Here is a 26,608-nt window from a genome sequence, read left to right as displayed (position 1 = left end):
CTGCCCGGCGCAATACGCTCACCGGCATGACGGACTCGCAGGCCCCCGCCGCCCCCCTCCGGACCGCACCGGAGCCCACCAACCCGGTCGCCCCGGCCCCGGCCGGTGCCCGCACCGCCGCCGACGTGGTGACCCCCGACCTGGTCGCCCGGCTGACCCGCGGAGTGATCGGATCCGGCCGCACCGCCAACCACACCCCCTTCACCGGGGACCGGCTGGCGGAGCTCCCGGAGGCCACCCCCGAGGACGTGGCCGAGGCCTTCGACCGGGCCCGCGCCGCCCAGCCCGCCTGGGCGGCGGTCCCCGTCGCCAAGCGGGCGGCGGTCCTGCTGCGCTTCCACGACCTGGTCCTCGACCGGCAGGCCGAGGTCCTCGACCTGATCCAGCTGGAGACCGGCAAGGCCCGCCTGCACGCGCACGAGGAGGTCCAGGCGGTCGCCGTCTCGGCCCGCCACTACGGGCGCAAGGCCCCCGGGTACCTGCGCCCCAAGGGCCACACCGGCGCCATGCCCACCCTCACCAAGGTCACCGAGCTGCGCCAGCCGCGCGGGGTCGTCGGCCAGATCGCCCCCTGGAACTACCCGCTCGAACTGTCGGTCGGCGACGCCCTGCCCGCCTTCGTCTCCGGCAACGCGCTCGTCATGAAGCCCGACACCGAGACCGCGCTGACCGCCCTGTGGGCCCGTGACCTGCTGATCGAGGCCGGCCTGCCCGCCGAGGTCTTCCAGATCGTCCTCGGCGAGGGCCCCGTCGTCGGCCCCGAGGTGGTCCGGCACGCGGACTACGTCTCCTTCACCGGCTCCACCCGTACCGGCCGCGAGGTCGCCCGGGGCGCCGCCGACCGCCTCGTCGGGGTCTCCCTCGAACTCGGCGGCAAGAACGCCATGCTCGTCCTGCACGACGCCGACATCGAGAAGGCCGCCGCGGGCGCCGTCCGCGCCTGCTTCTCCTCCGCCGGACAGCTCTGCATCTCCATCGAGCGGCTCTACGTCCACGCCTCGATCGCCGACGCCTTCGTCGAGCGGTTCGCCGCCCGTACGAAGGCCATGCGGCTCGGCGCCTCCCTCGCGTACGGCGCCGACATGGGCTCCCTGGTCGGCGAGCGCCAGCTGGAGACCGTACAGCGGCACGTGGACGAAGCCGTGGCCAAGGGCGCCACCCTCGTCGCCGGCGGCACCGCCCGCCCCGACATCGGCCCGCTCTTCTACGAGCCCACCATCCTCGACGGCGTCGAGGCCCCCATGGCGGTGTGCGGCGAGGAGACCTTCGGCCCCGTCGTCTCCATCTACCGCTTCACCGACGAGGACCAGGCGATCGCCGAGGCCAACGCCACCGCGTACGGCCTGAACTCCAGCGTCTGGACCAAGGACTCCCGCCGCGGCCACGCCGTCGCCGCCCGCCTGCGCACCGGCACCGTCAACATCAACGAGGGTTACGCCCCCGCCTACGGCAGTGCCCAGGCACCCATGGGCGGCATGAAGGACTCCGGCCTCGGCCGCCGCCACGGCTCCGAGGGCATCCTCAAGTACACCGAGGCCCAGACCGTCGCCCACCAGCGGCTGCTCCCGATGGCGCCCTCGCTGGGCATGGACGACGAGAAGTACGCGGCGTTCATGACCCGCAGCCTCAAGGTCATGAAGGCCCTCCGACTCCGCTAAGGGGCAGCACCGTGTCTGAGTCTGCATCTGATTCCTACGACTACGACGTCATCGTCATCGGATCGGGCTTCGGCGGATCGGTCTCGGCGCTGCGCCTGACCGAGAAGGGCTACCGGGTCGGCGTCCTGGAAGCGGGACGCCGCTTCACCCGCGAGAGCCTGCCGAAGAACAGCTGGGACCTGCGCAACTACCTGTGGGCCCCGGCCCTCGGGCTCTACGGGATCCAGCGGATCCACCTGCTCGGCAACGTGATGGTGCTCGCGGGCGCCGGCGTGGGCGGCGGCTCGCTCAACTACGCGAACACGCTGTACGTGCCGCCCACCGCCTTCTTCGAGGACCGGCAGTGGGCCTCCATCACCGACTGGCGCGAGGAGCTCACCCCCTACTACGAGCAGGCCAAGCGGATGCTCGGGGTGCGCCTCAACCCGACCATGACCCCCTCCGACGTCCACCTCAAGGCGGCCGCCGAGAAGATGGGCGTCGCGGACTCCTTCCACATGGCCCCGGTCGGCGTCTTCTTCGGCGACGGCGCCGACGGCGAGGCGCAGCCCAAGGTCCGGCCCGGGGACGAGGTCCCCGACCCGTACTTCGGCGGCGCCGGCCCCGCCCGCAAGGCCTGCACGGAATGCGGCGAGTGCATGACCGGCTGCCGGCACGGCGCGAAGAACACCCTGAACGAGAACTACCTGCACCTCGCCGAGCGCGCCGGCGCCGTCATCCACCCGATGACCACCGTCACCGCGCTCTCCGACCACCCCGAGGGCGGCTACCGCGTCCGCACCGTCCCCACCGACGGCCGCCGGCGGGGCCGGGCGAAGGTACTGCGCGCCCGGTACGTCGTCGTCGCGGCGGGCACCTACGGCACGCAGACCCTGCTGCACACCATGAAGGACCGCGGCGAGCTCCCGCGCCTCTCGCACCGGCTCGGGGAGCTGACCCGGACCAACTCCGAGGGCCTGGTCGGCGCGCAGACCGACGACCGCCGCTACCGCAAGCGGCACGGCGGCGACCGCCGGGCCGACTTCACCCGGGGCGTGGCCATCACCTCCTCCGTGCACCCCAACGCCGACACCCACATCGAGCCCGTCCGCTACGGCAAGGGCTCCAACGCCATGGGGTTCATGACCGTCCTCCAGGTCCCCCACAGCAAGCACCGGGTCCGCGCCTGGCTCGGCCGGACCGTGCGGCACCCGGTGCAGCTGGCACGTTCGCTGTCCAACCGGCGCTGGTCGGAGCGGACCATCATCGGCCTGGTCATGCAGTCGCTGGACAACTCGCTGACCACGTACCGCAAGCCCGGCGGGATCGGGAAGGGCCTGCTCACGGCCCGCCAGGGGCACGGCGCCCCGAACCCGGTCCAGATCGCGGAGGCCACGCAGGCCGCGACCCTGCTGGCCGAGGAGATCAACGGCTTCCCGGGCAGCAACATCGGCGAGCTGATGGGGACCCCGCTGACCGCGCACTTCCTGGGCGGCTGCCCGATCGGCGCCTCGCCGGAAGAGGGCGTGGTGGACCCGTACCACCGGCTCTACGGGCACCCGGGCATCTCGGTGGTGGACGGCTCGGCCGTCTCCGCGAACCTCGGGGTGAACCCGTCGCTGACGATCACCGCGCAGGCGGAACGGGCGATGTCGTACTGGCCGAACCGGGGCGAGCGGGACCCGCGGCCCGAGCAGGGTGGCGCGTACGTCCGCCTGGACGCGGTGGAGCCGGTCCGTCCGGCGGTCCCCAAGGAGGCTTTCGGCGCGCTGCGGCTGCCGTTCCTCGGGGTTCCGGAGATTCCGCCGCGCCGGTCCTGAGCGATCCGGAATCTGTCGTGTGACAGCGGTGGGTACCGCGCTCCCCCTCCGAGCGCGGTACCCACCGCGGTACATACGTGACAGATGTTCAGCCTTGATGGTTGTACCGGAATCCGCGGTGCCGGGCTGTGGTGTCGATCACACGGTGAAGTGTGCAACTGCGACTGATGTTCGACGGTCAACGGCTGCATGAGAAAGCGCATCTCGTTGCTGGCTGCCGGCGCCCTCGTGGCCCTGGGGCTCGCCACCACTCCCGCACACGCCGCGGACCCCGTCTTCACCCTGGCCGGACCGGCCGGGATCGGTCTGCGCCCGCACCCCGGGCAGAGCGGCGAGCCGCAGAAGACCTCGGTGGAGTTCCGGATCGTCAACGACTCCACCAAGACGTTCGACCGCCCGAGCACCTTCACGATCGACCTGAGCGGCCTCAAGGGCATCGCCGACGTGACGCTCGCCAAGGACCGGGGCGCGGACTGCAAGCTCACGGCCGCGGCCGTGACCTGCAAGCGCTGGGCGCTGTGGACGGGCGAGACCACCGTCGTGAACCTGGACCTCGGCGCAGCCAAGGACAGCAAGGTCGGCGCGACCGCCGACCTGACGCTCACCGGCGCGGCGGAAGGCGCCACCTTCAAGCCCGCCACCACCAAGGTGCGCGTGGGCGGCCCCGACCTGGTGCTGGAGCGGGCCCGGCTGAAGGCGGAGCAGAAGCCGGGCGACAAGCAGAACCTGTCGATCATCTTCGCCAACGAGGGCACCGACCCCGTCAACGGCGTCGTGCTCGAGATGCGCACCACGCACGGCATCGACCTGGTCGAGCAGTACGACAACTGCTCCTACTCCGACGACACCAGCGCGAACCAGCCGTGGAACACCGGCTGGACCACGGTGCAGTGCCTGCTGGAAGGCGAGTACGAGCCGGGCGCGGTCTACGGCGTCGACGGCCCGCTCACCCTCAAGGCCGCCCCGCACGCCTTCATCGACGGCCTGACCTACGCGGTGTACGCGGCCGGCGACCAGCCGAAGGCGGCGAAGAACCGCGCGCCCGCGGCCGCCCGCAACAAGCTGGCCGCGGCGAAGCAGGCCCCCAAGGCCGCGGCCCGGTCCGCCCAGCAGGCGACCGACCTCGACCCCTGGAACAACATCCAGGAGTTCGACTTCGCGACGCGCAACACCGCGGACCTGGTGGCCACGGGCGTGTCCCTCACGGGCAAGGCCGGTGACACGGTCGACGTCGACTTCGGGTTCCGCAACAACGGCCCCGCGTGGGTCGCCGACCTGCGCCACGGTGCCGCCATCGCCCGGACCGACATCGTGATCCCGGCGGGTGCGAGGGTCACGAAGGTGCCGGCCGGCTGCAAGGGGGTCGCCGCGGACGGCAGCGACCGCGAGCAGGCCCTGGGTGCGCCGCGCTACTTCTGCTCCACCGGCCATGTCGTCGGGGAGAAGGAGGCGGTCGCCTATCCGTTCCAGCTGAAGATCGAGAAGGTCGTGGCGGACGCCAAGGGCTCGATCACGGTCGGCCGGGAGAAGCCGCAGGGCACCACGGGCCAGCTCTGGGACCCGAACCACAGCAACGACACGGCGGCCCTCGTGATCAACGCGAAGGGCACCGGACCGAACCCGACCCCGACCGCCACCACCTCGGCCACGCCGGCCCCGACCGGCTCCGCGACGCCCACCGCGTCCGCGACGCCGAGCGCCTCGGCCACCGGTACGGGTGTCACGCCCAACGGCGGCCTCGCCTCCACCGGCAGCTCCGCCCAGGTGATCGCGCTCGGCGGCGCGGTGTTCCTGGCCGTCGGCGCCGGGCTGTTCCTGGCGTTCCGCCGCAAGGCGGGCGGGCACGCGTAACGGCGTACGCCACGCAGGCGCGACAACGCAGAACGACCGGCCCGGGGCGTCCCCCGGGCCGGTCGTCCTTTACGGGGTGACCGGGCTGCTGTCCCCTGCCGTCCGGTCACGCGAAGGAGCGAGGTCCCACGACGCACGCTCCACGGGGCGTGCGTCTCATCGCTCCAGCGGATCCACGCGTGGTGTTACGGTTCCGCGGCTGGCTGACGCGGACACCCTCACCAACGAAGGGCCCCGGGGCCGGTCACGGTCCGGACGGGTGACGAACAGCCGTCACACGCGCCCCCGGCACAGCTCCAGCAGGGTCATGGCGAGGGCGGTGCCGGGCTTCCCGAGCGCATCGCTCCAGTGCGAGAGCACCTCCATCTCGCGCGACAGGTGCACCCGGCGCCCGCCGGAGGCGATCCGGGCGTCCTGGATGACGGTCGAGACGGCCATCCGCTCCTGGATCAGACCGATGATCCGGTCGTCGAGGGCGTCGATGCGCGTACGGGAGTCGGCGATCAGCTGCTCGGGGGTGGTGGTGACGCTCATGGTGTTCTCTCCTGTGGATCGTGTCGTGCCGACAGGAGCGGAAACGCGCAAGCGCCCCGGTCCTGTCGGACCGGGGCGCTTGTGGGAAGTCAGTGGCTCAAGCGAGCATCACGAGGACCCATGGCGACCGGACCGACCGGTGCCATAGGTAAAGAGGAAGCTCAGCTGCTTGCGCATGGGACGGATTATTACCTTCCGTCGGCCCCGGGGCCAAGCCGATTCGGATGGTGAGACGAAGAGGGCCCTGCGTCCCCCGTTAGAATCGACAAAACAGCCACCTCTTCCGCCGGAAGGCCGCCCCGTGCCAGAAGCACCCTCCGCCGCCCACGACAGCGCCCCGGACACGGTTCTCGTCGTCGACTTCGGCGCCCAGTACGCCCAGCTCATCGCCCGCCGCGTCCGCGAAGCACGGGTCTACAGCGAGATCGTGCCGAGCTCGATGCCCGTCGACGAGATGCTGGCCAAGAACCCCAAGGCGATCATCCTCTCCGGCGGTCCGTCGTCCGTGTACGAGGAGGGCGCCCCGCGCCTGGACGACGCCCGCGCCCTCTTCGAGGCCGGCGTCCCCGTCTTCGGCATGTGCTACGGCTTCCAGCTGATGGCGGTCACCCTCGGTGGCCAGGTCGACAACACCGGCGCCCGCGAGTACGGCCGCACCCCGCTGGCCGTCTCCAAGGCCGGCTCCACCCTCTTCGAGGGCACCCCCGAGAACCAGTCGGTGTGGATGTCCCACGGCGACGCCTGCTCCGCCGCCCCCGAGGGCTTCACCGTCACCGCGTCGACGAACGTCGTCCCGGTCGCGGCCTTCGAGAACGACGAGAAGAAGCTGTACGGCGTGCAGTACCACCCCGAGGTGATGCACTCCACGCACGGCCAGCAGATCCTGGAGCACTTCCTCTACCGCGGCGCGGGCCTCGCCCCCACCTGGACCACCGGCAACATCGTCGAGGAGCAGATCGCGGCGATCCGCGAGCAGGTCGGCGACAAGCGCGCCATCTGCGGCCTCTCCGGCGGCGTCGACTCCGCCGTCGCCGCGGCCCTCGTGCAGAAGGCCATCGGCTCGCAGCTGACCTGCGTCTACGTCGACCACGGCCTGATGCGCAAGGGTGAGACCGAGCAGGTCGAGAAGGACTTCGTCGCCGCGACCGGCGTGCAGCTGAAGGTCGTCGACGCGCAGGAGCGCTTCCTGACCGCGCTGGCCGGCGTCTCCGACCCGGAGACCAAGCGCAAGATCATCGGCCGCGAGTTCATCCGCGTCTTCGAGCAGGCCCAGCTGGAGATCCTCCAGGAGGACGGCCCCGCGGTCGCCTTCCTCGTGCAGGGCACCCTGTACCCGGACGTCGTCGAGTCCGGCGGCGGCACCGGCACCGCCAACATCAAGTCCCACCACAACGTGGGCGGTCTCCCCGACGACATCGAGTTCGAGCTCGTCGAGCCGCTGCGCCAGCTGTTCAAGGACGAGGTCCGGATGGTCGGCCAGGAACTCGGCCTGCCCGACGAGATCGTCCAGCGCCAGCCCTTCCCGGGCCCCGGCCTCGGCATCCGCATCGTCGGCGAGGTCACCAAGGAGCGCCTGGACCTGCTCCGCGAGGCCGACGCCATCGCCCGCCACGAGCTCACCGCGGCCGGCCTGGACCGCGAGATCTGGCAGTGCCCGGTCGTCCTGCTCGCGGACGTCCGCAGCGTCGGCGTCCAGGGCGACGGCCGCACCTACGGCCACCCGATCGTGCTGCGCCCCGTCTCCTCCGAGGACGCGATGACGGCGGACTGGACGCGCATGCCGTACGAGGTGCTCGCCCGGATCTCGACCCGCATCACCAACGAGGTGCCGGAGGTGAACCGGGTGGTCCTCGACTGCACGAGCAAGCCCCCGGGCACCATCGAGTGGGAGTAGTCCCTTCAGGTCCTCCCAGGTCCTCCAGGTCCCACCCGGATCGCTGTGAAGCCGCCGCCCGCACCCGCGGGCGGCGGCTTCGCCGTTTCTCTGGCCACTTGGCAGGGCCCCGGGTACCTTGCGCGGCGAACCGAGCCGTTCGAAGGAGCGCCCATGCCGGACCAGCCCGTACCCGTGCCCGTGGAGCGGCTGGGCTTCGAGATGCCGCCCGTGCACGACACCGTCGACGCGGCGCGCGCCCACCGCAAGGAGCGGCTCGCCGAGGCGCTGCGGCTGCTGGGGCGCCTCGGGTACGAGGACGGGGTGGCGGGGCAGATCACCGCACGGGACCCGGAGTTCGAGGACTGCTACTGGGTGAACCCCTTCGGCCGGGCCTTCACCGCGCTCACCGCCGACGACCTGCTGCTGGTCGACGGGGACGGGCGGGTGGTCCGGGGCGGGCGCCGGGTCAACCAGCTGGCCTTCGCCGTGCACGCGGCGGTCCACCGCCGGCGCCCCGAGGTGGTCGCCGTCGTCCGCGCGCAGGGCCCGTACGGCCGGGCCCTCGCGGCGCTGGGCGAGCTGCTCGCCCCGATCACCGAGGAGGCCTGTGCCTTCTTCGAGGACCACGCCCTCCTCGACGAGTACTCCGGGGCCGGCGAACCGGAGCGGACCGCGCTGGCGCTCGGCCCGTACAAGGCGTTGATCCTGCGCAACCGGGGGCTGCTGACGGTGGGCGACTCGGTGGACGCCGCCGTCTGGTGGTTCATCGAGGCGGAACGGGCCGCGCAGGTGCAGCTGATCGCCCGGGCCGCCGGGAAGCCGGTGCCCATCGACCACCGCGCCGCGGCCCTGACGCGCGAGCGGTTCGGGTCCGATCTGGCCGCCTGGGTGAGCTACCAGCCACTCAGGGAACTGGTGGCGTCAACATCATGAACCGTTAATCACCTGCTCTGACATCGTGCGCAATCCGGAGCACTGCCGCAGTGGTGCACAATTCGCTGGCATTGCACCGTAGTTCAGAGAGGCGGTACGTACGTGGCTGTCCAAGAGATGTCCCGAGGTACCCATACCACCGCCTGCGCCTGCGACGAGTGCGCCCGCGAGGGCCACCGGCGCGCGGTCACGGCGTTCCTGGAGAAGCGCGACGAGTTCGCCTCCGGGCAGGGCGTGCCGGCCGCCGTGGCCCACTCGCTCGGAGCCTCCCGCCAGTGGGTCTCCGACGAGCTGACCCTGTCGGCCCGTACCGTCGCCGACCGGGGCCGGGAGGCCGGGAACTCCTGGCTGTACCTGTTCTCGCGCCGGGCCGTCCTCGCCGTCTGGATCGCCGCCGGGGTCCTGCTGCTGGTGCAGGTCGCCGCCGCGCTCGGCACCGGCTGGTCCACGGCGCGCACCGCCGGGCTGCTGGCGGCCCTGGTGCTGGCCGGACTGCTCACGGTCGCGGCCCGCGCCCAGTCCGTGCGCGGCGGGCTGCTGGCCCCGCTCGTCGGCGAGGACAACCGGCTGTCCACCTCGAAGGCGGTGCCCAGCGCCTGGGTGGTGCTGACGGCCTTCGCCACGCTGCTGCCCGCGCTGCGGCTGGCCGCCTCGGCGCCCGGACCCGAGCGGCAGGCCCTGTACGCGGGCCTGGCGCTGGACCGGGCGCTGCCGCTGCTGGCGGTGGTCTCGCTGACCTCCGCCGTGGCGGTGCTGGTCCGCCGGGTGGTCTCCGTACGGATCATGGGCCAGCGGCTGCAGAAGCTGCCGGCCGACCGGCCGCGCGGCGTGGACCTCCTCACGGACGACGCGGGCCGCGGGAGCTTCCCGGACGCGCAGTACGTGCTCGTCTCGACGGTGGTGCTCGGCTACGCCGCGGCCTCGCTGGCGCGCTTCCCGGCCCGGCTCCCGCAGCTGCCCTGGGCGCTGGCCCTGCTGGTGGCGCTGTCGGCCGCGGTCTACCTGGCGGCGAAGTACGCGGAGGGCAGCCGCCCGCTGGTGCTGTCGGTGGTGCGCAGACGGGAGCCCGGGGATCTGGACGCGGCCGTCCGCCCCGGGGACGACATCGAGATCCGGGGCGTGGGCTTCGTGCCTCCGGGCGCGCAGACGCCGGAGATGCTGGCCCGTCTGGTCGTACGGGTCGGGGCGGTGCACGTCCACGTGCCGCTGGTCCCGGTGGCGGGCGGATTCACCAACCCCTCCGACGCCGTGCTGACCGTGCCGGTCCCGGCGGAGGTGGAGCCGGGGCGCGTCGAGGTCCAGGTGGTCACGGCCGCAGGGGTGGAATCCAACCGCTGCACCATCGATGTTGCCGAGTGATGGGGGTACACATGTTCCGTGAACCGAACCGATGTTCTTGAAACCGACGCCCCTCGCGAGGTCGTGGGCCTGCGCGAGCTGGCCTCCCGGCACGCGCTGCTGCCCCTGCGGCTCTTCCTCGGCGTGACCTTCGTGTACGCCGGTCTCGACAAACTGACCGACCCGGCGTTCCTCTCCGTCTCCGGCGACGGCTCCATCGGCGACCAGATGCGCGGGGTGCGCGACACCTCCGCGATCCCCGGCCTCGTGGACCTGTCGCTGAACTCGCCCGTCGGCTTCGCCGTCGCCCTGGCCATCGGGGAGATCCTGGTCGGCCTCGGGGCCCTGGCCGGCCTGCTGACCCGTATCGCGGCCGTCGGCGGCGCGCTGATCGCGCTCAGCCTGTGGCTCACGGTGTCGTGGGCGGTGACCCCGTACTACTACGGCAACGACCTGATCTACCTGATGGCGTGGACCCCGCTGATCCTCGCCGGGGCGCCCTACCTGTCGCTGGACTCGGTGATCCGGTCGCGCCGGTCCCGGCGTACGGCATAGGTCACCAGCCCGACCAGCGCGGCGAGCGTGAGCCCGCCCATGGCGATCGGGATGACCGCGAACCAGGGCAGGTCCGCCTCGCCGGTGGTGTCGAGCAGGTAGAGCACGCCCGCCACCATCAGGGCCAGCCCCGCGATCAGCCGTCCCGGCTGGAACTCATGACGCCGCACGGGCCACCTCCACCTGTCCGAAGTCCGCACCGAGGTGCAGTTCGATCGTCCCGCCGGCCTCGGTGCCGGCCGCCGGCGCGAGGGTTTCCGTACGGTGCTGCTCCCCGACCCGCTCGATGCGGCCCGCGTAGTCGCCGGGCAGCTGGATGTCGCCCAGACGCCGGATGGTGACATCGGCCTGCGCGGTGACCTCCCGCGGCAGGACCACCTTGAGCCGGCCCGCGTCGATGGAGGCCCCGACGGTCACGGTGGTGCCCTTCGGCACGTCCAGGCGGCTCAGATCCAGCGTGGCGAGCCCGGTGCCCGCCTCGTACACCGGCTTCACGTCGGCCACTGCGGCCGGACGCCACTCGACCTCCCGCCAGTCCGTGCCGATCTCCCGGGGCAGTACGGCCGCGCCCGCGAGCAGGCCCGCGGTGAACACGGCCAGCACGATCGTGCCGAAGCCGGTGCGTCCCAGCAGGGAGCTGACCGCGAGACCCAGACCGAAGACGACCAGCGCGGCGGCGAGCCCGGTCTGCAGTGCCTCGCCGAGCGGGTTGCCCTCCCAGGTGGCGGCGGTCCCCGCGATCCCGGCCAGCAGCGCCAGCACGAAGACCCGGCCGCCGATGCCGCCGCGCGGGCGGGCCGGGGCGGCGGGCGCCTTCGCGGCCGCCGCCGGGGTGCGGCCGGTCACCACCGGGTCCGCCGAGTCGTCGGGCCCCCACAGGTATCCCGTCCCGCCGACCGGGCCGGTCGTGCCGTCCTTGACCAGCGGGTCCCGCCACCAGGACGGGCCGCCGGGGGTGGGCGGTGCCTGCGTCTCCGGCGGGGCCGGCGAGTGCGCGGCGCGGGAGGCGCTGCCGGCCGGGTCGGGCGCCGCCTGCGCCTCGGGCCGGTAGGTGTGCCGCTTGCGCTGCGACCAGTACGAGGCCCCGCCCAGCGCGAGGACGACCAGCACCGAGAAGGCGGCCAGCCCGCCATTGTCCAGCATCGACAGGAACAGCGCGCAGCCCACCAGCGCGGCGAACACCGCCGCCAGTGTGGCGCCCTCGACCCGGCCGGTCAGCAGCTTCTTCGCCTCGCTGTCCTCCTCGCCCTCCTGGGGGAGCAGCAGCCAGGCGAAGCCGTAGAAGATCAGACCGACGCCGCCGGTGACCGCGAGGACACCGAGGACGACGCGGAACACCACCGGGTCCAGGTCGAAGTACCGGCCGAGGCCGCCGCACACGCCCGCGAGGACCTTGTCGCGCTTGCTGCGGCGCAGGGGCGGCCTGGCGTCGGCGGCCCGCGGGGCCCCGGGCTCGGCCGGCGGGGCGTCGTGTACTCCGGTCATGGGTCCATGGTGACGGCCCGCCGGAGCGCGCGGCATCGGGCCCTACCCTGGTGCAACCCTGATATCCCCCCGGCAGATGTGGGGGGATGCCCTGATGACCGGCCCCCGCCGGGCGTGTGACCCTTGGTGACATGCCCGTAGCCGCCGCTCCCCGAACCCCGCACGCACCGGACGCCGACGAGATCCCGCAGCGCAAGCTCTACCGCAGCGCCGACGGCCGGATGCTCGGCGGCGTCGCGCGCGGTCTCGCCGGGCACCTCGGGCTGCCCGTGGGCTGGGTCCGGCTCGCCTTCCTGCTGCTGTTCATGTGGGGCGACGGGCTGGGCGTGCTGCTGTACGCCGCGTTCTGGGTCTTCGTACCGCTCGGCGTCGGCGGCCGGACCGGACACCGCTCCTTCTTCGAGACCCTCCCCGACGGCACCCGCCGGCTGCGCAAACCCGACCGGGGGCAGATCACCGCGCTGATCGCCCTGTTCGTCGGAGCGGGCATCTTCATCTCCAAGGTCCAGCTCGGCGGCGCCTCCGGCCGGTACGTGTGGCCGACACTGCTGGTCGGGGCCGGGGTCGTGCTCGTATGGCGGCAGGCCGACAACGCCCGCCGCGCCCACTGGTCCACGGCCGCCGAACGGCGCGGACGCCTCTTCCAGGTCGCGCGCGCCCTCGCCGGCGTCGTCCTGGTCGGGGTGGGCCTGACCGTCTTCATCGTCGTACGGGGCTCCGCCGCACAGCTCGGCAACGTCCTCACCGCCACCCTCGCCGTCCTCGTCGGCGTGGCCCTGCTCGCCGGACCCTGGCTGATCCGGATGACCCAGGACCTGTCCGAGGAACGCCTGATGCGCATCCGCGCCCAGGAGCGCGCAGAGGTCGCCGCCCACGTGCACGACTCGGTGCTGCACACCCTCACCCTGATCCAGCGCAACGCGGAGGACGTGGGCGAGGTACGCCGCCTCGCGCGGGCCCAGGAACGCGAACTGCGGAACTGGCTCTACAAGCCCGAGGGCACCGGCAAGGACGAGGCGGAGGAGCCGGCCACCCTGGCGGAGGCCGTGAAGAAGACCGCCGCGGAGGTGGAGGACCACCACGGCGTCCCGATCGAGGTCGTGGTCGTCGGTGACTGCCCGCTCGACGAGCGGCTGGCGGCGCAGATCCAGGCCGCGCGCGAGGCGATGGTCAACGCCGCCAAGTACGGTGGCGACGGCGGGCCCGTACAGGTGTACGCGGAGGTGGAGGGGCAGACGGTGTTCGTGTCCGTACGGGACCGGGGGCCGGGCTTCGACATCGACGCGGTACCCGGCGACCGCATGGGCGTACGAGAATCGATCATCGGCCGGATGCAGCGCAACGGCGGGACCGCACGACTGCGGTCCGCGCCCGACGGCGGCACGGAAGTCGAGCTGGAGATGGAGAGGGCGGCGAACACAGCATGACCGAGGCCGGAGAGAACGCAGGCGCGGGGGAGACCAGGCGCGTCCGGGTGGTGCTCGTCGACGACCACAGGATGTTCCGTACGGGGGTGCAGGCCGAGATCGGGGAGACCGGACGCACGGGCGTCGAGGTCGTCGGCGAGGCGGCCGACGTCGACCAGGCCGTCACCGTCATCACCGCCACCCGGCCCGAGGTGGTCCTGCTCGACGTGCACCTGCCCGGCGGCGGCGGCGTCGAGGTGCTGCGGCGCTGCGCCCCGCTGATGGCGGCGGCCGAGAACCCGGTGCGGTTCCTGGCGCTGTCGGTGTCGGACGCGGCCGAGGACGTCATCGGCGTCATCCGGGGCGGTGCGCGCGGCTACGTCACCAAGACCATCACCGGCACCGACCTGGTGGACTCGGTCTTCCGCGTACAGGACGGGGACGCGGTGTTCTCGCCGCGGCTGGCGGGCTTCGTTCTCGACGCGTTCGCCTCGACGGACGCGCCGCCGGTCGACGAGGACCTGGACCGGCTCACGCAGCGCGAGCGCGAGGTGCTGCGGCTGATCGCGCGCGGGTACGCCTACAAGGAGATCGCCAAGCAGCTGTTCATCTCGGTGAAGACGGTCGAGTCGCACGTCTCGGCCGTCCTGCGCAAGCTCCAGCTCTCCAACCGGCACGAACTGACCCGCTGGGCGACGGCCCGCCGCCTGGTCTGAGCCCCGCGGCAGGCGTCCGGCCTGCGGTGTGACCCACACCGCAGGCCGACCTGGCAACCGGGAGCGCGCACGCCGCCCTCTAGGCTGACGTGATGAGCTTGACCGGTACACCTTTCTTCGCGACGGTGATCGCCCTGACGGTGATCGCCGTCGTCCTTCCGCTTGCCGTGTGGAGCAAGGTGCGCGGCCCGGCCGCCGTACGCACCGCCGTGCGCGCATTGATGGTGGTGTTCGCCCAGGTCACAGCCGTCGCCGTGGTGTTCGTCGCGGTCAACCGGGCCGAGCACTTCTATGCCTCCTGGAGCGACCTGCTCGGCACCGGAAAATACGTCACGGCAGCCCCCGACCTCGGCCCGGACGGGCTCGGCGGCAAGAAGGTCGAAGAGGCGCCGAAGGTCAAGCAGGAGTTCCAGCCGGTGGAGGGGCTGGGCGGCCGGGTCACGAAGACCGAGCTCGACGGCAAGATCTCCGGCGTCAAGGGCGACGTCATGGTGTGGCTGCCGCCGCAGTACGACGACCCGGCCTACAAGGACAAGAAGTTCCCGGTGGTCGAGCTGATACCGGGCATACCGGGGACCGGGAAGTCCTGGTTCCAGGGACTCAAGGCGCACGAGGTGCTGGAGCCGCTGATGAAGAGCGGCAAGGTGCAGCCGTTCATCCTGGTCTCACCGCGCGCCATGCTGCTCGGCAACGGCGACACGGGCTGCGCCAACATCCCCGGCAAGGTCAACGCGGACAGCTGGTTCAGCGTCGACGTCCGCAAGATGGTCGTCGACAACTTCCGGGCCTCGGACGAGGCCCGCACCTGGGGTGTGGCCGGCTACTCGGCCGGCGCCTACTGCGCCGCCAAGCTCGCGATCGCCCATCCCGACCGCTACAGCGCGGCCGTCTCCCTGTCCGGCTACAACGACCCGGGGCAGGAGCCCTCGTCGCTGGTCGCCAAGGACCCCGAACTGCGCAAGACGCACAACCTGAAGAACTGGCTCCAGGCCGCGCCCACCCCGCCGCCGGTGGCGCTGTGGATGTCGGGCGCCGAGCAGGACGGCTACCTGTCCGGCACGGACCTCAAGGCGATCGCCAAGAGCCCGACCGTGGTGCACGCGGAGAAGGTCGTCGGCGGTCACAACCTCGAATCGTGGTCCAAGCAGCTGCCGCAGACCTTCGCCTGGCTGAGCGGCGTGGTCAAGGCCCCGTAGGCCGTCCCTTCCGGGCCTTGCCGGGCTGAGGGGACTACGCGGGGCGGGAGGCGCCGGCCCAGGGCATCGAGTCGATCGGCGCCAGCCGGACCGTCGACCCGGGGCGCGGGGCGTGGACCATCTGGCCGTTGCCGACGTAGAGGCCGACGTGGGTGACACCGGAGTAGAAGAACACCAGGTCGCCGGGGGCCAGCTGGTCGCGGGACACGCGCCGGCCGGCGTTGATCTGGGTGTAGGTGGTGCGGGGCAGGGAGACTCCGGCCGAGCGCCAGGCCGCCTGGGTCAGGCCGGAGCAGTCGAAGGACCCCGGGCCCGTCGCGCCCCAGATGTACGGCTTGCCGATCGCCCCGTACGCGAAGGACACGGCGCGGGCCGCGCGCGAACCGTCGGCCGGGAGCGAGGGCGCGGCGCCCTTGGACGCGCCGGTTCCGGCGGGCACGGCGGGTGCGGCGGCCGGACCGCCGGGTGACTGTGCCTCGTAGGCGGCCCGCTCCTCGGCGGTGAGCCGGGCCAGCAGGTTCTTGGCGGCGGTGAGCTTCTCCTCGATCACGGCCTTGTGCCCGGCGAGTTCGTCCTGCCGGGAGCGCAGGTCGGCGAGCCGCCCGGCGGCCCGCTCGCGGAGCTTGCCGACCTCGTCGAGCCGGCGGCGCACGGTGGTGACCCCGGCGGCGTTGCGGTCCCCGGCGCGGGCGACGAAGGCGGCCTGGGAGAGGTACTCCTGCGGGTCCGAGGCCAGCGCGAGCTGGACGGCGGTGCCCAGGGACCCGCTGCGGTACTGGGAGGCGGCGAGCGTGCCGAGTGCGCTGCGGGCGGTGTTGAGCTGGTCGGTCTTGCGGGCGGTCTCCTCGCGCAGTCCGGTCAGCGCGCGTTCGGCCTCGTCCGCCTGTTCCTTCGCCCCGTTGTACTGCTCGGTCGCCGCCTCGGCCTCCTCGTAGAGCCGGTCCACCTCCGACTTGATCTGGGCGGGGGTGGGCCGGGGGTCGGCCTGGGAGGTGCCTTCGAAGACGGTGGCGGTGGCAGCGCCCGCGAGGGCGAGGGTGGCGGCGGTCGTCCGTGCCGGGCCGCCGGAGAGCGGGCGCTGCCTGGGCTTTCGATGACTGGCCACGAGGGCCTCACGTCCTTCCTCTGTCGGTGCTTGGAGGAGGACGCTAGACCCGGAGGTAACGGGCGGATGACGAGATGATCGTAAGTGGTCCGATACGACCGGAGCTGGCCGCCGAGGACCGGAGTGGATCGTTCCGGTGTGGGTCAGTGCCAGAGAACGGCGATGAAGATGTTGATCACGGTCAGCCCACCGACCGCACCGAACAGCGCCTTGTCCACGTGCTCGTCGTCGCGCTTGACGTAGACGAGGCAGAGGATCACGAAGAGGATCGCGAGCTTCACGCCGACCTTGACGTTGTTGACGGGGTCCCCGGCCATCTGGTTGAAGCCGACCAGGAGTACGCCGGTGACGAGCATGGTGAGCGCGCCGTGCAGCATGGCGGGCGTGAAACGGGCGGTACCCGCGCTCATCGCCTTCATCTGGGTCAGGAAGCCGCCGAGGAGCGAGGCGATTCCGATGATGTGCAGGCCGACGAAGACATCGATGAGTACGTCCATGGCGTCGAGCGTACGAGGCGGCCCGGTCGGCCGAAGAAGCGGGTCAGTTCGGCCGTGACGGCCTCCGGCCGCTCCTCCGGGAGGTGGTGGCCGCTGCCGTCGACGCGGACGACCCGTCCGTACGAGATCTGCGTACAGTGGGGTCATGCCTGCTGCCGCCGCCGAGCCGATCCACCCCGCCGCCGACCGCATCGAGCTGGTCGAGGTCCTGGCGGCGCTCGGACACCCCGTCCGGCTGGAGATCGTCCGCAAGCTGTCCTCCGGCGAGGAGGCGTTCTGCGGCGAGGTCGTCCCCGACCTGCCCCGCTCCAGCGTCACGCACCACCTCAAGACGCTGCGCGAGAGCGGCGTGATCTGCCAGCGCCCTCAGGGCCGCAAGCTCTTCCTCGCGCTGCGCCGCGAGGACCTGGAGCTCCGTTTCCCCGGTCTGCTCGAACTCGTGCTGGCCTGTCGGTCCCGCCCCCTAGACTCGGAATGCGATGAGCAGCCTCTTTGACGACAGTTTCCTGGCGGACCTCACCCCCTCCGACGAGGTCCCGCCGCCGCCCGAGGACCACGCCGCCCCCGAAGCGGGCGCGGACGATCTCTTCGGGGGGCGGTTCGACGTACCCATGAGCGGGGACGCGTACTACCGGGACGGCGCCCCCAGGCCCGTCATCGACCCGGCGACGCTCCTGGACGGGCTCAACGAGGAGCAGCGCGCGGCCGTGGTGCACGCGGGCTCGCCGCTGCTCATCGTGGCCGGCGCCGGCTCCGGCAAGACCCGGGTGCTGACCCACCGCATCGGACACCTGCTGTCCGCGCGGAACGTCCACCCCGGCCAGATCCTGGCGATCACCTTCACCAACAAGGCCGCCGGTGAGATGAAGGAGCGCGTCGAGGGCCTGGTCGGCCCGCGCGCGAACGCCATGTGGGTCTCCACCTTCCACAGTGCGTGCGTGCGCATCCTGCGCCGCGAGTCCAAGCGGCTCGGCTTCACCTCCTCGTTCTCGATCTACGACGCGGCCGACTCGAAGCGCCTGATGGCGCTCGTCTGCCGCGACCTGGACCTGGACCCGAAGAAGTTCCCGCCGAAGGCCTTCAACGCCAAGATCTCGAACCTGAAGAACGAGCTGATCGACGAGGAAGCCTTCGCCGACCAGGCCGTGGACGGGTTCGAGAAGACCCTGGCCCAGGCGTACGCGATGTACCAGGGACGGCTGCGCGAGGCCAACGCCCTCGACTTCGACGACATCATCATGACCACGGTCCACCTGCTCCAGGCGTTCCCGGACGTCGCCGAGCACTACCGGCGCCGCTTCCGGCACGTCCTCGTCGACGAGTACCAGGACACCAACCACGCCCAGTACACGCTGGTGCGCGAACTCGTCGGCACCGGCTACCCGGACCTGCCCCCGGCCGAGCTGTGCGTCGTGGGTGACGCCGACCAGTCGATCTACGCCTTCCGCGGCGCGACCATCCGCAACATCCTCCAGTTCGAGGAGGACTACAAGGACGCGACGACGATCCTGCTGGAGCAGAACTACCGCTCCACGCAGACGATCCTCTCCGCGGCCAACGCGGTCATCGAGCGCAACGAGAACCGCCGCGCCAAGAACCTGTGGACCCAGGCCGGCACCGGCGCCGTCATCACCGGCTACGTCGCGGACACCGAGCACGACGAGGCCCAGTTCGTCGCCGACGAGATCGACCGGCTGACGGACGCGGGCGACGCCAAGGCGGGCGACGTCGCGATCTTCTACCGGACCAACGCGCAGTCCCGCGTGTTCGAGGAGATCTTCATCCGGGTCGGACTGCCCTACAAGGTCGTCGGCGGTGTCCGCTTCTACGAGCGCAAGGAGGTCCGCGACGTCCTCGCGTACCTGCGCGTCCTGGCGAACCCCGAGGACAACGTCCCGCTGCGGCGCATCCTGAACGTGCCCAAGCGCGGTATCGGCGAACGCGCCGAGGCGATGATCGACGCCCTCGCGATGCGCGAGAAGATCACCTTCCCGCAGGCGCTGCGCCGCGTGGACGAGGCCTTCGGCATGGCCGCGCGCTCCACCAACGCGGTGAAGCGATTCAACGTGCTGATGGAGGAGCTGCGCACGATCGTCGACTCGGGCGCCGGCCCGGCGGTGGTGCTGGAGGCGGTGCTGGAGCGGACGGGCTACCTCGCCGAACTCCAGGCGTCGACCGACCCGCAGGACGAGACGCGCATCGAGAACCTGCAGGAGCTCGCGGCCGTGGCGCTGGAGTTCGAGCAGGCGCGGGAGGCCGCGGCGGCCGAGGCCGCGGAAACCGGGGCCCCGGCTCCCGGGTCCGGCACCCTGGCCGAGTTCCTGGAGCAGGTCGCGCTCGTCGCCGACTCCGATCAGATCCCGGACGAGGACACCGAGGGCACGGGCGTCATCACGCTGATGACCCTGCACACCGCCAAGGGCCTCGAATTCCCGGTGGTCTTCCTGACCGGCATGGAGGACGGGGTCTTCCCGCACATGCGGGCGCTGGGCCAGACCAAGGAGCTCGAGGAGGAGCGCCGCCTCGCGTACGTCGGCATCACGCGGGCGCGCGAGCGGCTGTACCTGACCCGCTCCAGCATGCGCAGCGCGTGGGGCACCCCCTCGTACAACCCGCCGTCGCGGTTCCTGGAGGAGATTCCGGCGGAGTACCTCCAGTGGAAGCGGACGGGCGCGACGCAGAAGCCTGCCGGTCCGATGCGGAGCTCGGGGTACGGGTCGTCGTCCGGATCGGGCAAGGCGACGTTCGGCACCTCGCCGGAGGCGTTCCTGTCCTCGTCGCGTACGAAGTCGGGCCCGTCCGGATTCGCGACGCGGCGGGCCGCCGACAAGCCGGTCATCGCCCTGGTGGTCGGGGACCGGGTCACGCACGACCAGTTCGGGCTCGGCACCGTCATGGAGGTCAAGGGGGCGGGCGCCGACGCGCAGGCCACCATCGACTTCGGGGACGACAAGCCCAAGCGGCTGCTGCTGCGTTACGCGCCGGTGCAGAAGCTGTAGGACGGCGGGCGGCCGCGCGGCCCACGGGCCGCGCGGCGGTCACGCCGGAGGTCGTGCGGCGCGGTTGCGCCCGGGGGTTGCGCCGGGGGACGCGTAGGCCGGCTGCGCCGGGGGACGCGTGGGGCGGTTACGTCGGGTCCAGGCCGTGGCTGCGGAGCCAGGGCAGGGGGTCGATCGCGGATCCGCCGCCCGGCCGGACCTCGAAGTGGAGGTGCGGGCCGGTGGAGTTGCCGGAGTTGCCCGAGTAGGCGATGACCTCGCCCGCCTTGACCTTGCCACCGCGGATCTTGGTGGAGCTGAGGTGGCAGTACCAGGTCTCGGTGCCGTCGGGGGCGGTCACTATCGCCATGTTCCCGTAGGCGCTGTTGTACTGCGTGCGCACGGTGCCGTCCGTGGCCGACATGACCGGCGTCCCGTAGGAGACCGGGAAGTCGATGCCGGTGTGCACCGACATCCACATGCCGCCGGCCTGGCCGAAGTTGGCGCTCAGACCGTGCTGCTCGACGGGGATGGCGAACTTGGGGCGGGCGGCCTCCTTGGCCGCGGCCTCCTCCGCCTTCTTCTTCTTTTCCTCTTCCTGGCGCTCGCGCAGGTCGATGCGCTCCTGCGTGCGGCTCGCGCGGTCCGCGAAGTCGCCCGCGTCGGCGCTGAGCGCGACCAGTTGGGTGTCGAGCTTGGTGTTCGCCGCGACCGGTTTCACCGAAGCCGGGTCGGGCGCGGCCATCGTGGTGGGTTCCTCGGCGGGCCGGTCGGTGCCGGTGAGGCCGCCGACGGAGGCGGCCGCGACGCCCGCGACACCCATCACGCAGGCCGAGGGCACGGCCACGGTCAGCAGGGCGGAACGCTTCGCCGGGTTGCGGCGGCGGCTGCTGCCGCCGGCGCCGGTGCTGCCGGTCGCCTTGGCGCCGGCCTTGCCGTTGCCCTTGGCGGCGGTCCGGCGCGCGGAGCGCGGAGCCGAGGTCACGGGCATGGCCTGGGTGGGGAGGTCGTGGACCTCGGGCGCCTCGGACACCTCGGGTGCCTCGTGGACCTGCGGCGTTTCGTCGGAGAGCGACTCGAAGACGGCGGTCTCGGTGTACGTGTCTGTCCCGGTCTCGAAACCGGTTCCGAATCCGCTCTGGTGCCCGGAGTCGATGGTGACGGCCTGGGTGGCCTCGTAGGCGTAGCCGACGGAGGTCGCCTGGTACGTGTACTCCTGCGGCGCGGGCTCGGGCTCGGGCGCGGCCTGGTACTCGTACGTGTAGGCGGCCTCGGGCTGGGCCGGGGTCTCGGCGACGGTGTTCCAGGCGGTGGCGTCGTAGGCGCCGGTCTCGGTGCCGGTGGTGCCGTAGCCCGGCATCGCCCAGTGACCGGTTTGCTCGCCGGAGGTGTCGTAGCCGAAGGAGGGCTGCTGGTACTGCGCGTAGCCGGAGTAGTCCGCGTTCGGCGTGTTCCAGGCGCTCGCGTCCCAGCTCCCGGTGGTGTCCTCGGGTGCGGCCTGGGTCGGGATCGTGGACAGGTAACTGTCCTGCGAGGCCCACGCGGTGGTGTCGTACGCGCCGGTGTCGTAGGAGCCGTAGGCGGCGTAATTGACCCCCTGGCCCTGCGTTTCGTAGGAAACGTAGGTCGAGTCACCAGCGAAAGCGGTGGTGGAAAGGCTGTCGTACCCGGCATCCGGATACTGGCCCGACGTGGGGCGGTCGTTCACCAACTTCTCTTTCGCCTCGGCAGTGGGGGCCTGGGTGGCCGGGAACTCAAGGTTCACCGGAGGAGAGCAGTGGCGTGACTGTACCCGGCGGTTACTCGCATCGACAATCTTCGCCGGGTCCTCAGATCTCCGGAACCGGGCATTCGGCCGTCTTTCGGTCGCCGAAATGCGGACCCTTGGCCTTGAGTTCGAAATTCGTTCGACTGCCGGTCGCTCGTCGGCTAGGCGACGGAGGCGGTGTCCGAGCCCGTGACGGCGGCCAGGCCGGGTCCTTCGAGGGTGCGGCGGACCGCCGCGATCACAGCGGGATGGGCGGGCAGCGCGAGATGTCCGATGCCGGTGACCTGCACATTTTCCACACATAGATCCGGGTGCTCGATCCGCGCGGTCCCGACCGGGGTCATGATCGCGTCGAACTCGCTCCAGAAGGCCACGCATCGGGTGGCACAGCCCGGCGCGGGCGCGGCGAGCTCGGTCATCACCTCGGAGTCCGGGCGTATCTGCCGGATCAGCGGATGCGCGTCCATGAAGGGGGCGACCCGGGTGCCGGAATGCGGGGTGCCGAGGGTGACGAGGGTCCGGACCCGGGTGTCGCCGCCGAGCCGCTGCACGTAGTACCGGCCGACCACACCGCCCAGGCTGTGCCCGACCAGATCCACCCGTTCCTGTCCGGTGCGCTCGCAGAGCTCCTCGACACGCCGGGCGAGATGGCGGGCGGTGACGCGCAGATCGAGGGTGAAGGGCGAGTAGTTGTACGCCTCCACGTGCCGGCCGCCGGCCCCGAGGGCGCGGCGCAGCAGGACGAAGACGGACCGGTTGTCGGTGAACCCGTGGAGAAGAAGGACCGGCGGCCGTGTCGCGGGCGGGCGGGTGGTGACCTTCTCCTGGCACACTCCGGTGGGATACAGCAGGAGGTGTCCGCCGAACACCACCACCTCGAGCATGCCGGCCCGCAGCGCGGCACCGGACAAGGGCATGGACATGGGTATGAGCAGCCCCATCGACGGCCTCCCCTGAGCCTCTGTGGGACCGCGGCGCTCGCACCACCGTGCCGTGCGGCTGTCGGCACGGTGGCGCAATGCCGTCCCACGTGTGATTTCCCCCTCGTGATTGACCGCGAAACGGTGGCGTGCGCGATGCTGTACTTAACGTTCGTTCACTCGGGAGGCAGTGCGATGGGTGTGACCGGTCCGATCCGTGTGGTGGTGGCCAAGCCGGGTCTCGACGGCCACGACCGTGGGGCCAAGGTGATCGCGCGGGCGCTGCGGGACGCGGGCATGGAGGTCATCTACACCGGCCTCCACCAGACCCCCGAGCAGATCGTGGACACCGCCATTCAGGAGGACGCCGACGCCATCGGCCTCTCGATCCTCTCCGGCGCCCACAACACGCTCTTCGCGCGCGTGCTGGAACTCCTCAAGGAGCGCGACGCGGAGGACATCAAGGTCTTCGGCGGCGGCATCATCCCGGAGGACGACATCGCCCCTCTGAAGGAGAAGGGCGTCGCCGAGATCTTCACGCCGGGCGCGACGACGACCGCCATCGTGGAGTGGGTCCGCGCCCACGTCCGCCAGTAGCCTCCGGGCTGCGCAGATCCAGCCTCGACGGCGCCTGAGGCGCGGGGTCCGGGGCGGAGCCCGGGGTGTCGGGTCAACCCGGCCGAGCCCCCCCGCAGGGGCTAGGCCGGGGCCAGTTCGGACAGCATCGCCGCGCGGAGGCGAAGGGTCGAGACGAGTCGCGTGAACGCCTCGGCCCAGTACGCGGCCGCGCCGGGGGCCGCGTCCGGCAGGTCCTCCACGGCCGTGGTCAGGGCCTCCAGCCGGCCCGCTTCAGTGGGATCGAGGCAGCGCTCGGCCAGGCCCATCACCCCGCTGAAGCTCCACGGGTAGCTGCCCGCGTCGCGGGCGCTGTCGAGCGCGTCCACGACCGCCCGGCCCAGCGCTCCCGCCCATGGCACGACGCACACCCCGAGCAGCTGGAAGGCCTCCGACAGGCCGTGGGCCCGTATGAACTCCGCGACCCACTCCGCCCGCTCCGCGTGCGGGAGGGTCTCCAGCAGCTTGGCCCGCTCCGCGAGCGAGGCCGTGCCCGGACCCGCCGCGGGTGGCGCGGACGCCGGGCCGAGCAGCGCCCGCGACCACGGCGCGTCGCGCTGGCGCACGGCGGCCCGGCACCACGCCGCGTGCAGCTCCTCCGTCCAGCCGTCGCCCGCGGCCACCGGCAGCGCCACTATCTCCGCCGGGCCGAGCCCCCCGAACCGCTCCCGCCAGCACGACAGCGGCGCCGCCTCCACCAACTGGCCGAGCCACCAGGCCCGCTCCCCGCGCCCGGCGGGCGGCCGCTTGACCACCCCGTCGCGGAGCATCCCCGCGTCGCACTCGGCCGGCGGAGTCACCCCCTCGGGGCCCACGCAGGCCAGTGCGCGCTCCGCCATCCGCCCGGCCAGCGCCGAGGTCGGCAGCGCCGACAGCAGTTCGGCGGCCGTGGCGCGGACATTGCGGCTCCGGTCACCCAGCGCCGCCTCCAGGAAGGGCTCGTCCTCCTCCGACAACCCCACCCTCAGTGAATCGAGGAACATCAGCCGGTCCTCGGCCCGTTCGGTGGCCCAGGTCGTCGTCAGCAGCCGTGGCGCGGCCGCAGCCTCGTGGGCCCGGACGGCCCCGAGCAGGGCCACCCGCTCCGCGAACAGCCCTTCCTGCCACAGCCGTTCCACCGCCGCCCGGTCCGTCACCTCCGGCAGTTCCCCGGCGCCGCCCGAACCGCCGCGCAGGGCGAACCGCCAGTCCGGATTCATCCGCGCCAGCCACAGCCCGCGCGTCCCGGCCAGGGCCAGGGCCTGCGGCCGCAGGTCCGTACGGGCCCGGGCCGCGTCCAGCAGTGCCGGTACGAGCGCGGCCGGGGAGCGGTAGCCGTGCCGCGCGGCGGCGGCCAGCCACTGCGGCAGCAGCTCCGTCAGGTCCGGGGCGGTCCCGCGCCGCCCGCCGCCGTTGACCGGGCCGCTGCGGCCGGCCAGCAACTGCGCGAGCCTGCGGCCGGCCGCCTCCGGTGGCGCCGGCCGGGGGTCCCGGGGCGCGGGCTCCGGGCGCGGCCCGGCCTCGGCCGGAAGCAGTCCGGCCCGGCGCCGTACGGTGTGCACGGCCGCCGCGTCCAGCAGCGCCTCCGGTGAGCCCGCCGGGCCCCCGCCCCGGCGCCGCTCGGTGCCCAGCAGCGCGGCGGCGACCAGCTCCTCCCACTCCCCGTACCCCTCGTCAGCCTCGTCCATCGGGCCCCTCCCTCGTCGCTCGTCGTCGGTCGTCGGTCGTCGGTCGTCGGTCGTCGGTCGTGTCATGGGCTCCGGTCCCGCCCCCTCCACGGGACCGGAGCTGTCGATGTCCCCGTCCGCCTGCTCAGCTGGCGTGGTTGTCGTTCATGCAAGCCCCCCGGCTCGTCGTCGTTTCCCGTACGGCGCCCCCCGGCGCCGTACGACTCCTCGCCGCCCTGTGTGACGGCACAGGTCCCCCCAGGCCCCCTGCGATGTGTCTGCTTGTTTCCGCTCCTGATCAGGACAGGGCGACGGGCTCGGTCGAGTCCGGCTGCCAGGCCGTCAGAGGGGTGAAGCCGCGGTGGCCGCACTCGCCGAACACCGTCACCGGCCCCCCGCCCGACAACGCCGCCAGCTGCCACAGCCCCCCGCGGGAGCGGCCGCCGCCCCCGGTGAGGGGCACCGGCAGGGAGGAGGTGCCCTCCGCGTCCGCCAGCTGCCAGCCGAGCTCTCCCGGTATCGGAACCACCGGACCGAGCACCACCGGCCAGGACTCCAGCCACGGGTCCTGCCGCAGCGCCGCCCCGTACGCCTCCAGAGCCGCCCCCGTGCTCACCCCGGCCGGAACCTCCGCGCACGGCACGGCTGCCGCGAACCTCTCACCGAGGTCCGCCCGCAGCCCCGCCGACCCGGGCCGGAAGCGCATCTCCGCCTCCAGCACCAGCCCCACCGGCAGCGCCAGCCCCGGTGGCCGCCCCGGCGGTCCGAAGTCCAGCACCAGAGCGGGCCGCCCGCCCGCCAGCCCGCGCAGCCATATCCGGCGGGTGGTGAGCCGGCCGTCCGGCGACACCGTGTCGTACTGGGCGAGCACCAGCCAGCGGTCCCGTACGGCCTCCCCCTCCCCGGAGGCCGGCAGTCCCACGCGGCTGCGCACCGTCGCCGCCAGCTCTTCCGGCAGCCCGGCCACCCCCAGCCACGCCCGGTCGAGCAGGTGCAGCAGCGCCGCCTCCTCCAGCATCCGGGCGGGCCAGCCGGGGCCGCAACTGGGTATCGTCCCCAACTCCCTTACCCGTCCTGCCAGTCCGGGTGCCTGGGCGTCGACCATGCGGGCCGCCGTCTCCTCCCATCCCGCGTATCCCGCCTGCTCCTGGCCCGCGAGGCCGCCGCGCAGCAGATCGGCCAGCCGCTGCTCCAGCTCGGTGACGCCCGCGCCGACGCGCACCGCCCGCCGCTCGGCCCGCTTCCTGGCCGCCTCCTCGTCGGCCGGCGCGACCCTCCCGCCGGGCGGCCGGGCGGCCTTGGCCGCCCGGTCCGCCAGCCACTGCGCCGCCCACTCCGGAGCCTCGTCCGGCTCGCCGACCCCCTCCGCCGACCAGAGCAGCAACAGCCCCAGCGCGTGCTTGCAGGGGAACTTCCGGCTCGGGCAGGAGCACTTGTACGCGGGGCCCGTCAGGTCCACGACCGTGCGGTACGGCTTGCTGCCGCTGCCCTTGCACAACCCCCACACCGAACCGGAAGCGGAACCTCCGATCTGCAACCACGGCCCCGCCCCGCCGAGTCTGCCCCCCGCCTTGCGTGAGGCATCGTCAGGAGCCAGATCCAGTACCTGTTCCGCTGTCCAGCGGTCCCCCTGCTCAGTCATGTGAACCACCGTAGAGACCGCCACTGACAATCGCTCTGACCAGCAACAACGCTATCGGCAGGGTTCGTTGTCAGTGGCGTGGTGCACCGT

Annotated in this window: 22 protein-coding genes; 13 read left to right on the top strand and 9 right to left on the bottom strand. The window is 72.4% G+C overall.

What is annotated here, in order from left to right; genetic code table 11:
• The first annotated feature begins 26 nt into the window (after positions 1 to 26).
• The 3 genes from KO717_RS14590 to KO717_RS14580 all read left to right on the top strand — a co-directional run bounded on the left by KO717_RS14590 (position 27) and on the right by KO717_RS14580 (position 5,308).
• Entirely contained in the window at positions 27 to 1,658 is a 1,632-nt protein-coding gene (locus KO717_RS14590; protein ID WP_301367122.1) for a succinic semialdehyde dehydrogenase, read from the top strand.
• Between the two features lie 11 nt (positions 1,659 to 1,669).
• On the top strand, positions 1,670 to 3,457 hold the full coding sequence (locus KO717_RS14585; RefSeq protein WP_301367121.1) for a GMC oxidoreductase: 1,788 nt from the start codon (positions 1,670 to 1,672) through the stop codon (positions 3,455 to 3,457).
• A gap of 189 nt (positions 3,458 to 3,646) precedes the next feature.
• A complete protein-coding gene (locus KO717_RS14580) occupies positions 3,647 to 5,308 on the top strand; it encodes an LPXTG cell wall anchor domain-containing protein (protein ID WP_301367120.1) in 1,662 nt (553 codons plus the stop codon).
• 273 nt (positions 5,309 to 5,581) lie between these two features.
• Here the strand turns inward: KO717_RS14580 and KO717_RS14575 are convergent, their stop codons facing one another.
• Positions 5,582 to 5,893 (bottom strand): chorismate mutase, encoded by a 312-nt coding sequence (locus KO717_RS14575; RefSeq protein WP_301367119.1) that lies wholly within the window; start codon positions 5,891 to 5,893, stop codon positions 5,582 to 5,584.
• Between the two features lie 250 nt (positions 5,894 to 6,143).
• On the opposite strand from KO717_RS14575, the gene guaA reads away from it, so the two are divergent.
• From guaA to KO717_RS14555, 4 genes are all read left to right on the top strand, one after another.
• The gene (gene guaA, locus KO717_RS14570; RefSeq protein WP_301367118.1) at positions 6,144 to 7,736 is read left to right on the top strand and encodes a glutamine-hydrolyzing GMP synthase; all 1,593 of its coding nucleotides are present in this window, start codon (positions 6,144 to 6,146) and stop codon (positions 7,734 to 7,736) included.
• 153 nt (positions 7,737 to 7,889) lie between these two features.
• On the top strand, positions 7,890 to 8,651 hold the full coding sequence (locus KO717_RS14565; protein ID WP_301367117.1) for a class II aldolase/adducin family protein: 762 nt from the start codon (positions 7,890 to 7,892) through the stop codon (positions 8,649 to 8,651).
• A 102-nt stretch (positions 8,652 to 8,753) separates the two neighbouring features.
• Positions 8,754 to 10,010: a hypothetical protein gene (locus KO717_RS14560; RefSeq protein ID WP_301367116.1), complete on the top strand. Its 1,257-nt coding sequence runs from the start codon at positions 8,754 to 8,756 to the stop codon at positions 10,008 to 10,010.
• An 18-nt stretch (positions 10,011 to 10,028) separates the two neighbouring features.
• Positions 10,029 to 10,544 carry a TQO small subunit DoxD gene (locus KO717_RS14555; protein WP_301367115.1) on the top strand — a complete coding sequence of 172 codons (516 nt, stop codon included), beginning with the start codon at positions 10,029 to 10,031 and terminating at the stop codon, positions 10,542 to 10,544.
• On the opposite strand, the gene KO717_RS14550 is transcribed toward KO717_RS14555, so the two are convergent.
• The gene (locus KO717_RS14550) at positions 10,490 to 10,714 is read right to left on the bottom strand and encodes a hypothetical protein (RefSeq protein WP_301367114.1); all 225 of its coding nucleotides are present in this window, start codon (positions 10,712 to 10,714) and stop codon (positions 10,490 to 10,492) included. The two genes, KO717_RS14555 and KO717_RS14550, sit on opposite strands and share 55 nt — an antisense overlap.
• Positions 10,701 to 12,029 (bottom strand): PspC domain-containing protein, encoded by a 1,329-nt coding sequence (locus tag KO717_RS14545; RefSeq protein WP_301367113.1) that lies wholly within the window; start codon positions 12,027 to 12,029, stop codon positions 10,701 to 10,703. Before KO717_RS14545 ends, KO717_RS14550 begins: the two co-directional genes overlap by 14 nt.
• Positions 12,030 to 12,160: 131 nt before the next feature.
• Between KO717_RS14545 and KO717_RS14540 the strand changes: the two genes are divergently transcribed.
• From KO717_RS14540 to KO717_RS14530, 3 genes are all read left to right on the top strand, one after another.
• Positions 12,161 to 13,456 carry an ATP-binding protein gene (locus KO717_RS14540; RefSeq protein WP_301367112.1) on the top strand — a complete coding sequence of 432 codons (1,296 nt, stop codon included), beginning with the start codon at positions 12,161 to 12,163 and terminating at the stop codon, positions 13,454 to 13,456.
• Positions 13,453 to 14,151, top strand: a complete 699-nt coding sequence (locus KO717_RS14535; RefSeq protein WP_301367111.1) for a LuxR C-terminal-related transcriptional regulator — start codon at positions 13,453 to 13,455, stop codon at positions 14,149 to 14,151. Before KO717_RS14540 ends, KO717_RS14535 begins: the two co-directional genes overlap by 4 nt.
• A 92-nt stretch (positions 14,152 to 14,243) precedes the next feature.
• Entirely contained in the window at positions 14,244 to 15,347 is a 1,104-nt protein-coding gene (locus KO717_RS14530; RefSeq protein ID WP_301367110.1) for an alpha/beta hydrolase, read from the top strand.
• Between the two features lie 34 nt (positions 15,348 to 15,381).
• Here the strand turns inward: KO717_RS14530 and KO717_RS14525 are convergent, their stop codons facing one another.
• Both KO717_RS14525 and KO717_RS14520 read right to left on the bottom strand, forming a co-directional pair.
• Complete coding sequence (locus KO717_RS14525) at positions 15,382 to 16,452, bottom strand: C40 family peptidase (protein WP_301367109.1); 1,071 nt, start codon at positions 16,450 to 16,452, stop codon at positions 15,382 to 15,384.
• Positions 16,453 to 16,595: 143 nt separating this feature from the next.
• Complete coding sequence (locus KO717_RS14520; protein WP_301367108.1) at positions 16,596 to 16,949, bottom strand: hypothetical protein; 354 nt, start codon at positions 16,947 to 16,949, stop codon at positions 16,596 to 16,598.
• A gap of 145 nt (positions 16,950 to 17,094) precedes the next feature.
• Here KO717_RS14520 and KO717_RS14515 point away from each other — a divergent pair, with 145 nt between their 5' ends.
• Together KO717_RS14515 and pcrA are read left to right on the top strand one after the other, a co-directional pair.
• Positions 17,095 to 17,445: an ArsR/SmtB family transcription factor gene (locus tag KO717_RS14515; RefSeq protein WP_301367107.1), complete on the top strand. Its 351-nt coding sequence runs from the start codon at positions 17,095 to 17,097 to the stop codon at positions 17,443 to 17,445.
• Complete coding sequence (gene pcrA, locus KO717_RS14510; protein ID WP_301367106.1) at positions 17,429 to 19,948, top strand: DNA helicase PcrA; 2,520 nt, start codon at positions 17,429 to 17,431, stop codon at positions 19,946 to 19,948. The genes KO717_RS14515 and pcrA overlap by 17 nt, the downstream gene beginning before the upstream one ends.
• 127 nt (positions 19,949 to 20,075) lie before the next feature.
• Here pcrA and KO717_RS14505 read toward each other — a convergent pair whose 3' ends face one another.
• A complete protein-coding gene (locus tag KO717_RS14505) occupies positions 20,076 to 21,692 on the bottom strand; it encodes a M23 family metallopeptidase (RefSeq protein WP_301367105.1) in 1,617 nt (538 codons plus the stop codon).
• A gap of 164 nt (positions 21,693 to 21,856) precedes the next feature.
• Complete coding sequence (locus KO717_RS14500) at positions 21,857 to 22,636, bottom strand: esterase/lipase family protein (protein ID WP_301367104.1); 780 nt, start codon at positions 22,634 to 22,636, stop codon at positions 21,857 to 21,859.
• 174 nt (positions 22,637 to 22,810) lie between these two features.
• Between KO717_RS14500 and KO717_RS14495 the strand changes: the two genes are divergently transcribed.
• Entirely contained in the window at positions 22,811 to 23,212 is a 402-nt protein-coding gene (locus KO717_RS14495; protein ID WP_030012651.1) for a cobalamin B12-binding domain-containing protein, read from the top strand.
• Between the two features lie 101 nt (positions 23,213 to 23,313).
• On the opposite strand, the gene KO717_RS14490 is transcribed toward KO717_RS14495, so the two are convergent.
• On the bottom strand, positions 23,314 to 24,897 hold the full coding sequence (locus KO717_RS14490) for a DUF5691 domain-containing protein (protein WP_301367103.1): 1,584 nt from the start codon (positions 24,895 to 24,897) through the stop codon (positions 23,314 to 23,316).
• A gap of 277 nt (positions 24,898 to 25,174) precedes the next feature.
• Positions 25,175 to 26,518: an SWIM zinc finger family protein gene (locus KO717_RS14485; protein WP_301367102.1), complete on the bottom strand. Its 1,344-nt coding sequence runs from the start codon at positions 26,516 to 26,518 to the stop codon at positions 25,175 to 25,177.
• Positions 26,519 to 26,608: the final 90 nt, after the last annotated feature.

This window comes from Streptomyces xanthophaeus, assembly GCF_030440515.1.
In the GTDB taxonomy this organism is placed as follows: Bacteria; Actinomycetota; Actinomycetes; order Streptomycetales; family Streptomycetaceae; genus Streptomyces; species Streptomyces kutzneri.
Note: the sequence above shows the minus strand (reverse complement) of the source record. Positions and strands in the feature narration are given on the sequence as shown.

What these genes read in the sequence shown, in the direction of transcription:
- pcrA (WP_301367106.1), top strand. Translation starts at nt 17,429, where the DNA reads ATGAGCAGCCTCTTTGACGACAGTTTCCTGGCGGACCTCACCCCCTCC.
- KO717_RS14590 (WP_301367122.1), top strand. Translation starts at nt 27, where the DNA reads ATGACGGACTCGCAGGCCCCCGCCGCCCCCCTCCGGACCGCACCGGAG.
- KO717_RS14580 (WP_301367120.1), top strand. Translation starts at nt 3,647, where the DNA reads ATGAGAAAGCGCATCTCGTTGCTGGCTGCCGGCGCCCTCGTGGCCCTG.
- KO717_RS14520 (WP_301367108.1), bottom strand. Translation starts at nt 16,949, where the DNA reads ATGGACGTACTCATCGATGTCTTCGTCGGCCTGCACATCATCGGAATC.
- KO717_RS14535 (WP_301367111.1), top strand. Translation starts at nt 13,453, where the DNA reads ATGACCGAGGCCGGAGAGAACGCAGGCGCGGGGGAGACCAGGCGCGTC.
- KO717_RS14565 (WP_301367117.1), top strand. Translation starts at nt 7,890, where the DNA reads ATGCCGGACCAGCCCGTACCCGTGCCCGTGGAGCGGCTGGGCTTCGAG.
- KO717_RS14540 (WP_301367112.1), top strand. Translation starts at nt 12,161, where the DNA reads ATGCCCGTAGCCGCCGCTCCCCGAACCCCGCACGCACCGGACGCCGAC.
- KO717_RS14515 (WP_301367107.1), top strand. Translation starts at nt 17,095, where the DNA reads ATGCCTGCTGCCGCCGCCGAGCCGATCCACCCCGCCGCCGACCGCATC.
- KO717_RS14545 (WP_301367113.1), bottom strand. Translation starts at nt 12,029, where the DNA reads ATGACCGGAGTACACGACGCCCCGCCGGCCGAGCCCGGGGCCCCGCGG.
- KO717_RS14500 (WP_301367104.1), bottom strand. Translation starts at nt 22,636, where the DNA reads ATGGGGCTGCTCATACCCATGTCCATGCCCTTGTCCGGTGCCGCGCTG.
- KO717_RS14490 (WP_301367103.1), bottom strand. Translation starts at nt 24,897, where the DNA reads ATGGACGAGGCTGACGAGGGGTACGGGGAGTGGGAGGAGCTGGTCGCC.
- KO717_RS14530 (WP_301367110.1), top strand. Translation starts at nt 14,244, where the DNA reads ATGAGCTTGACCGGTACACCTTTCTTCGCGACGGTGATCGCCCTGACG.
- KO717_RS14485 (WP_301367102.1), bottom strand. Translation starts at nt 26,518, where the DNA reads ATGACTGAGCAGGGGGACCGCTGGACAGCGGAACAGGTACTGGATCTG.
- KO717_RS14495 (WP_030012651.1), top strand. Translation starts at nt 22,811, where the DNA reads ATGGGTGTGACCGGTCCGATCCGTGTGGTGGTGGCCAAGCCGGGTCTC.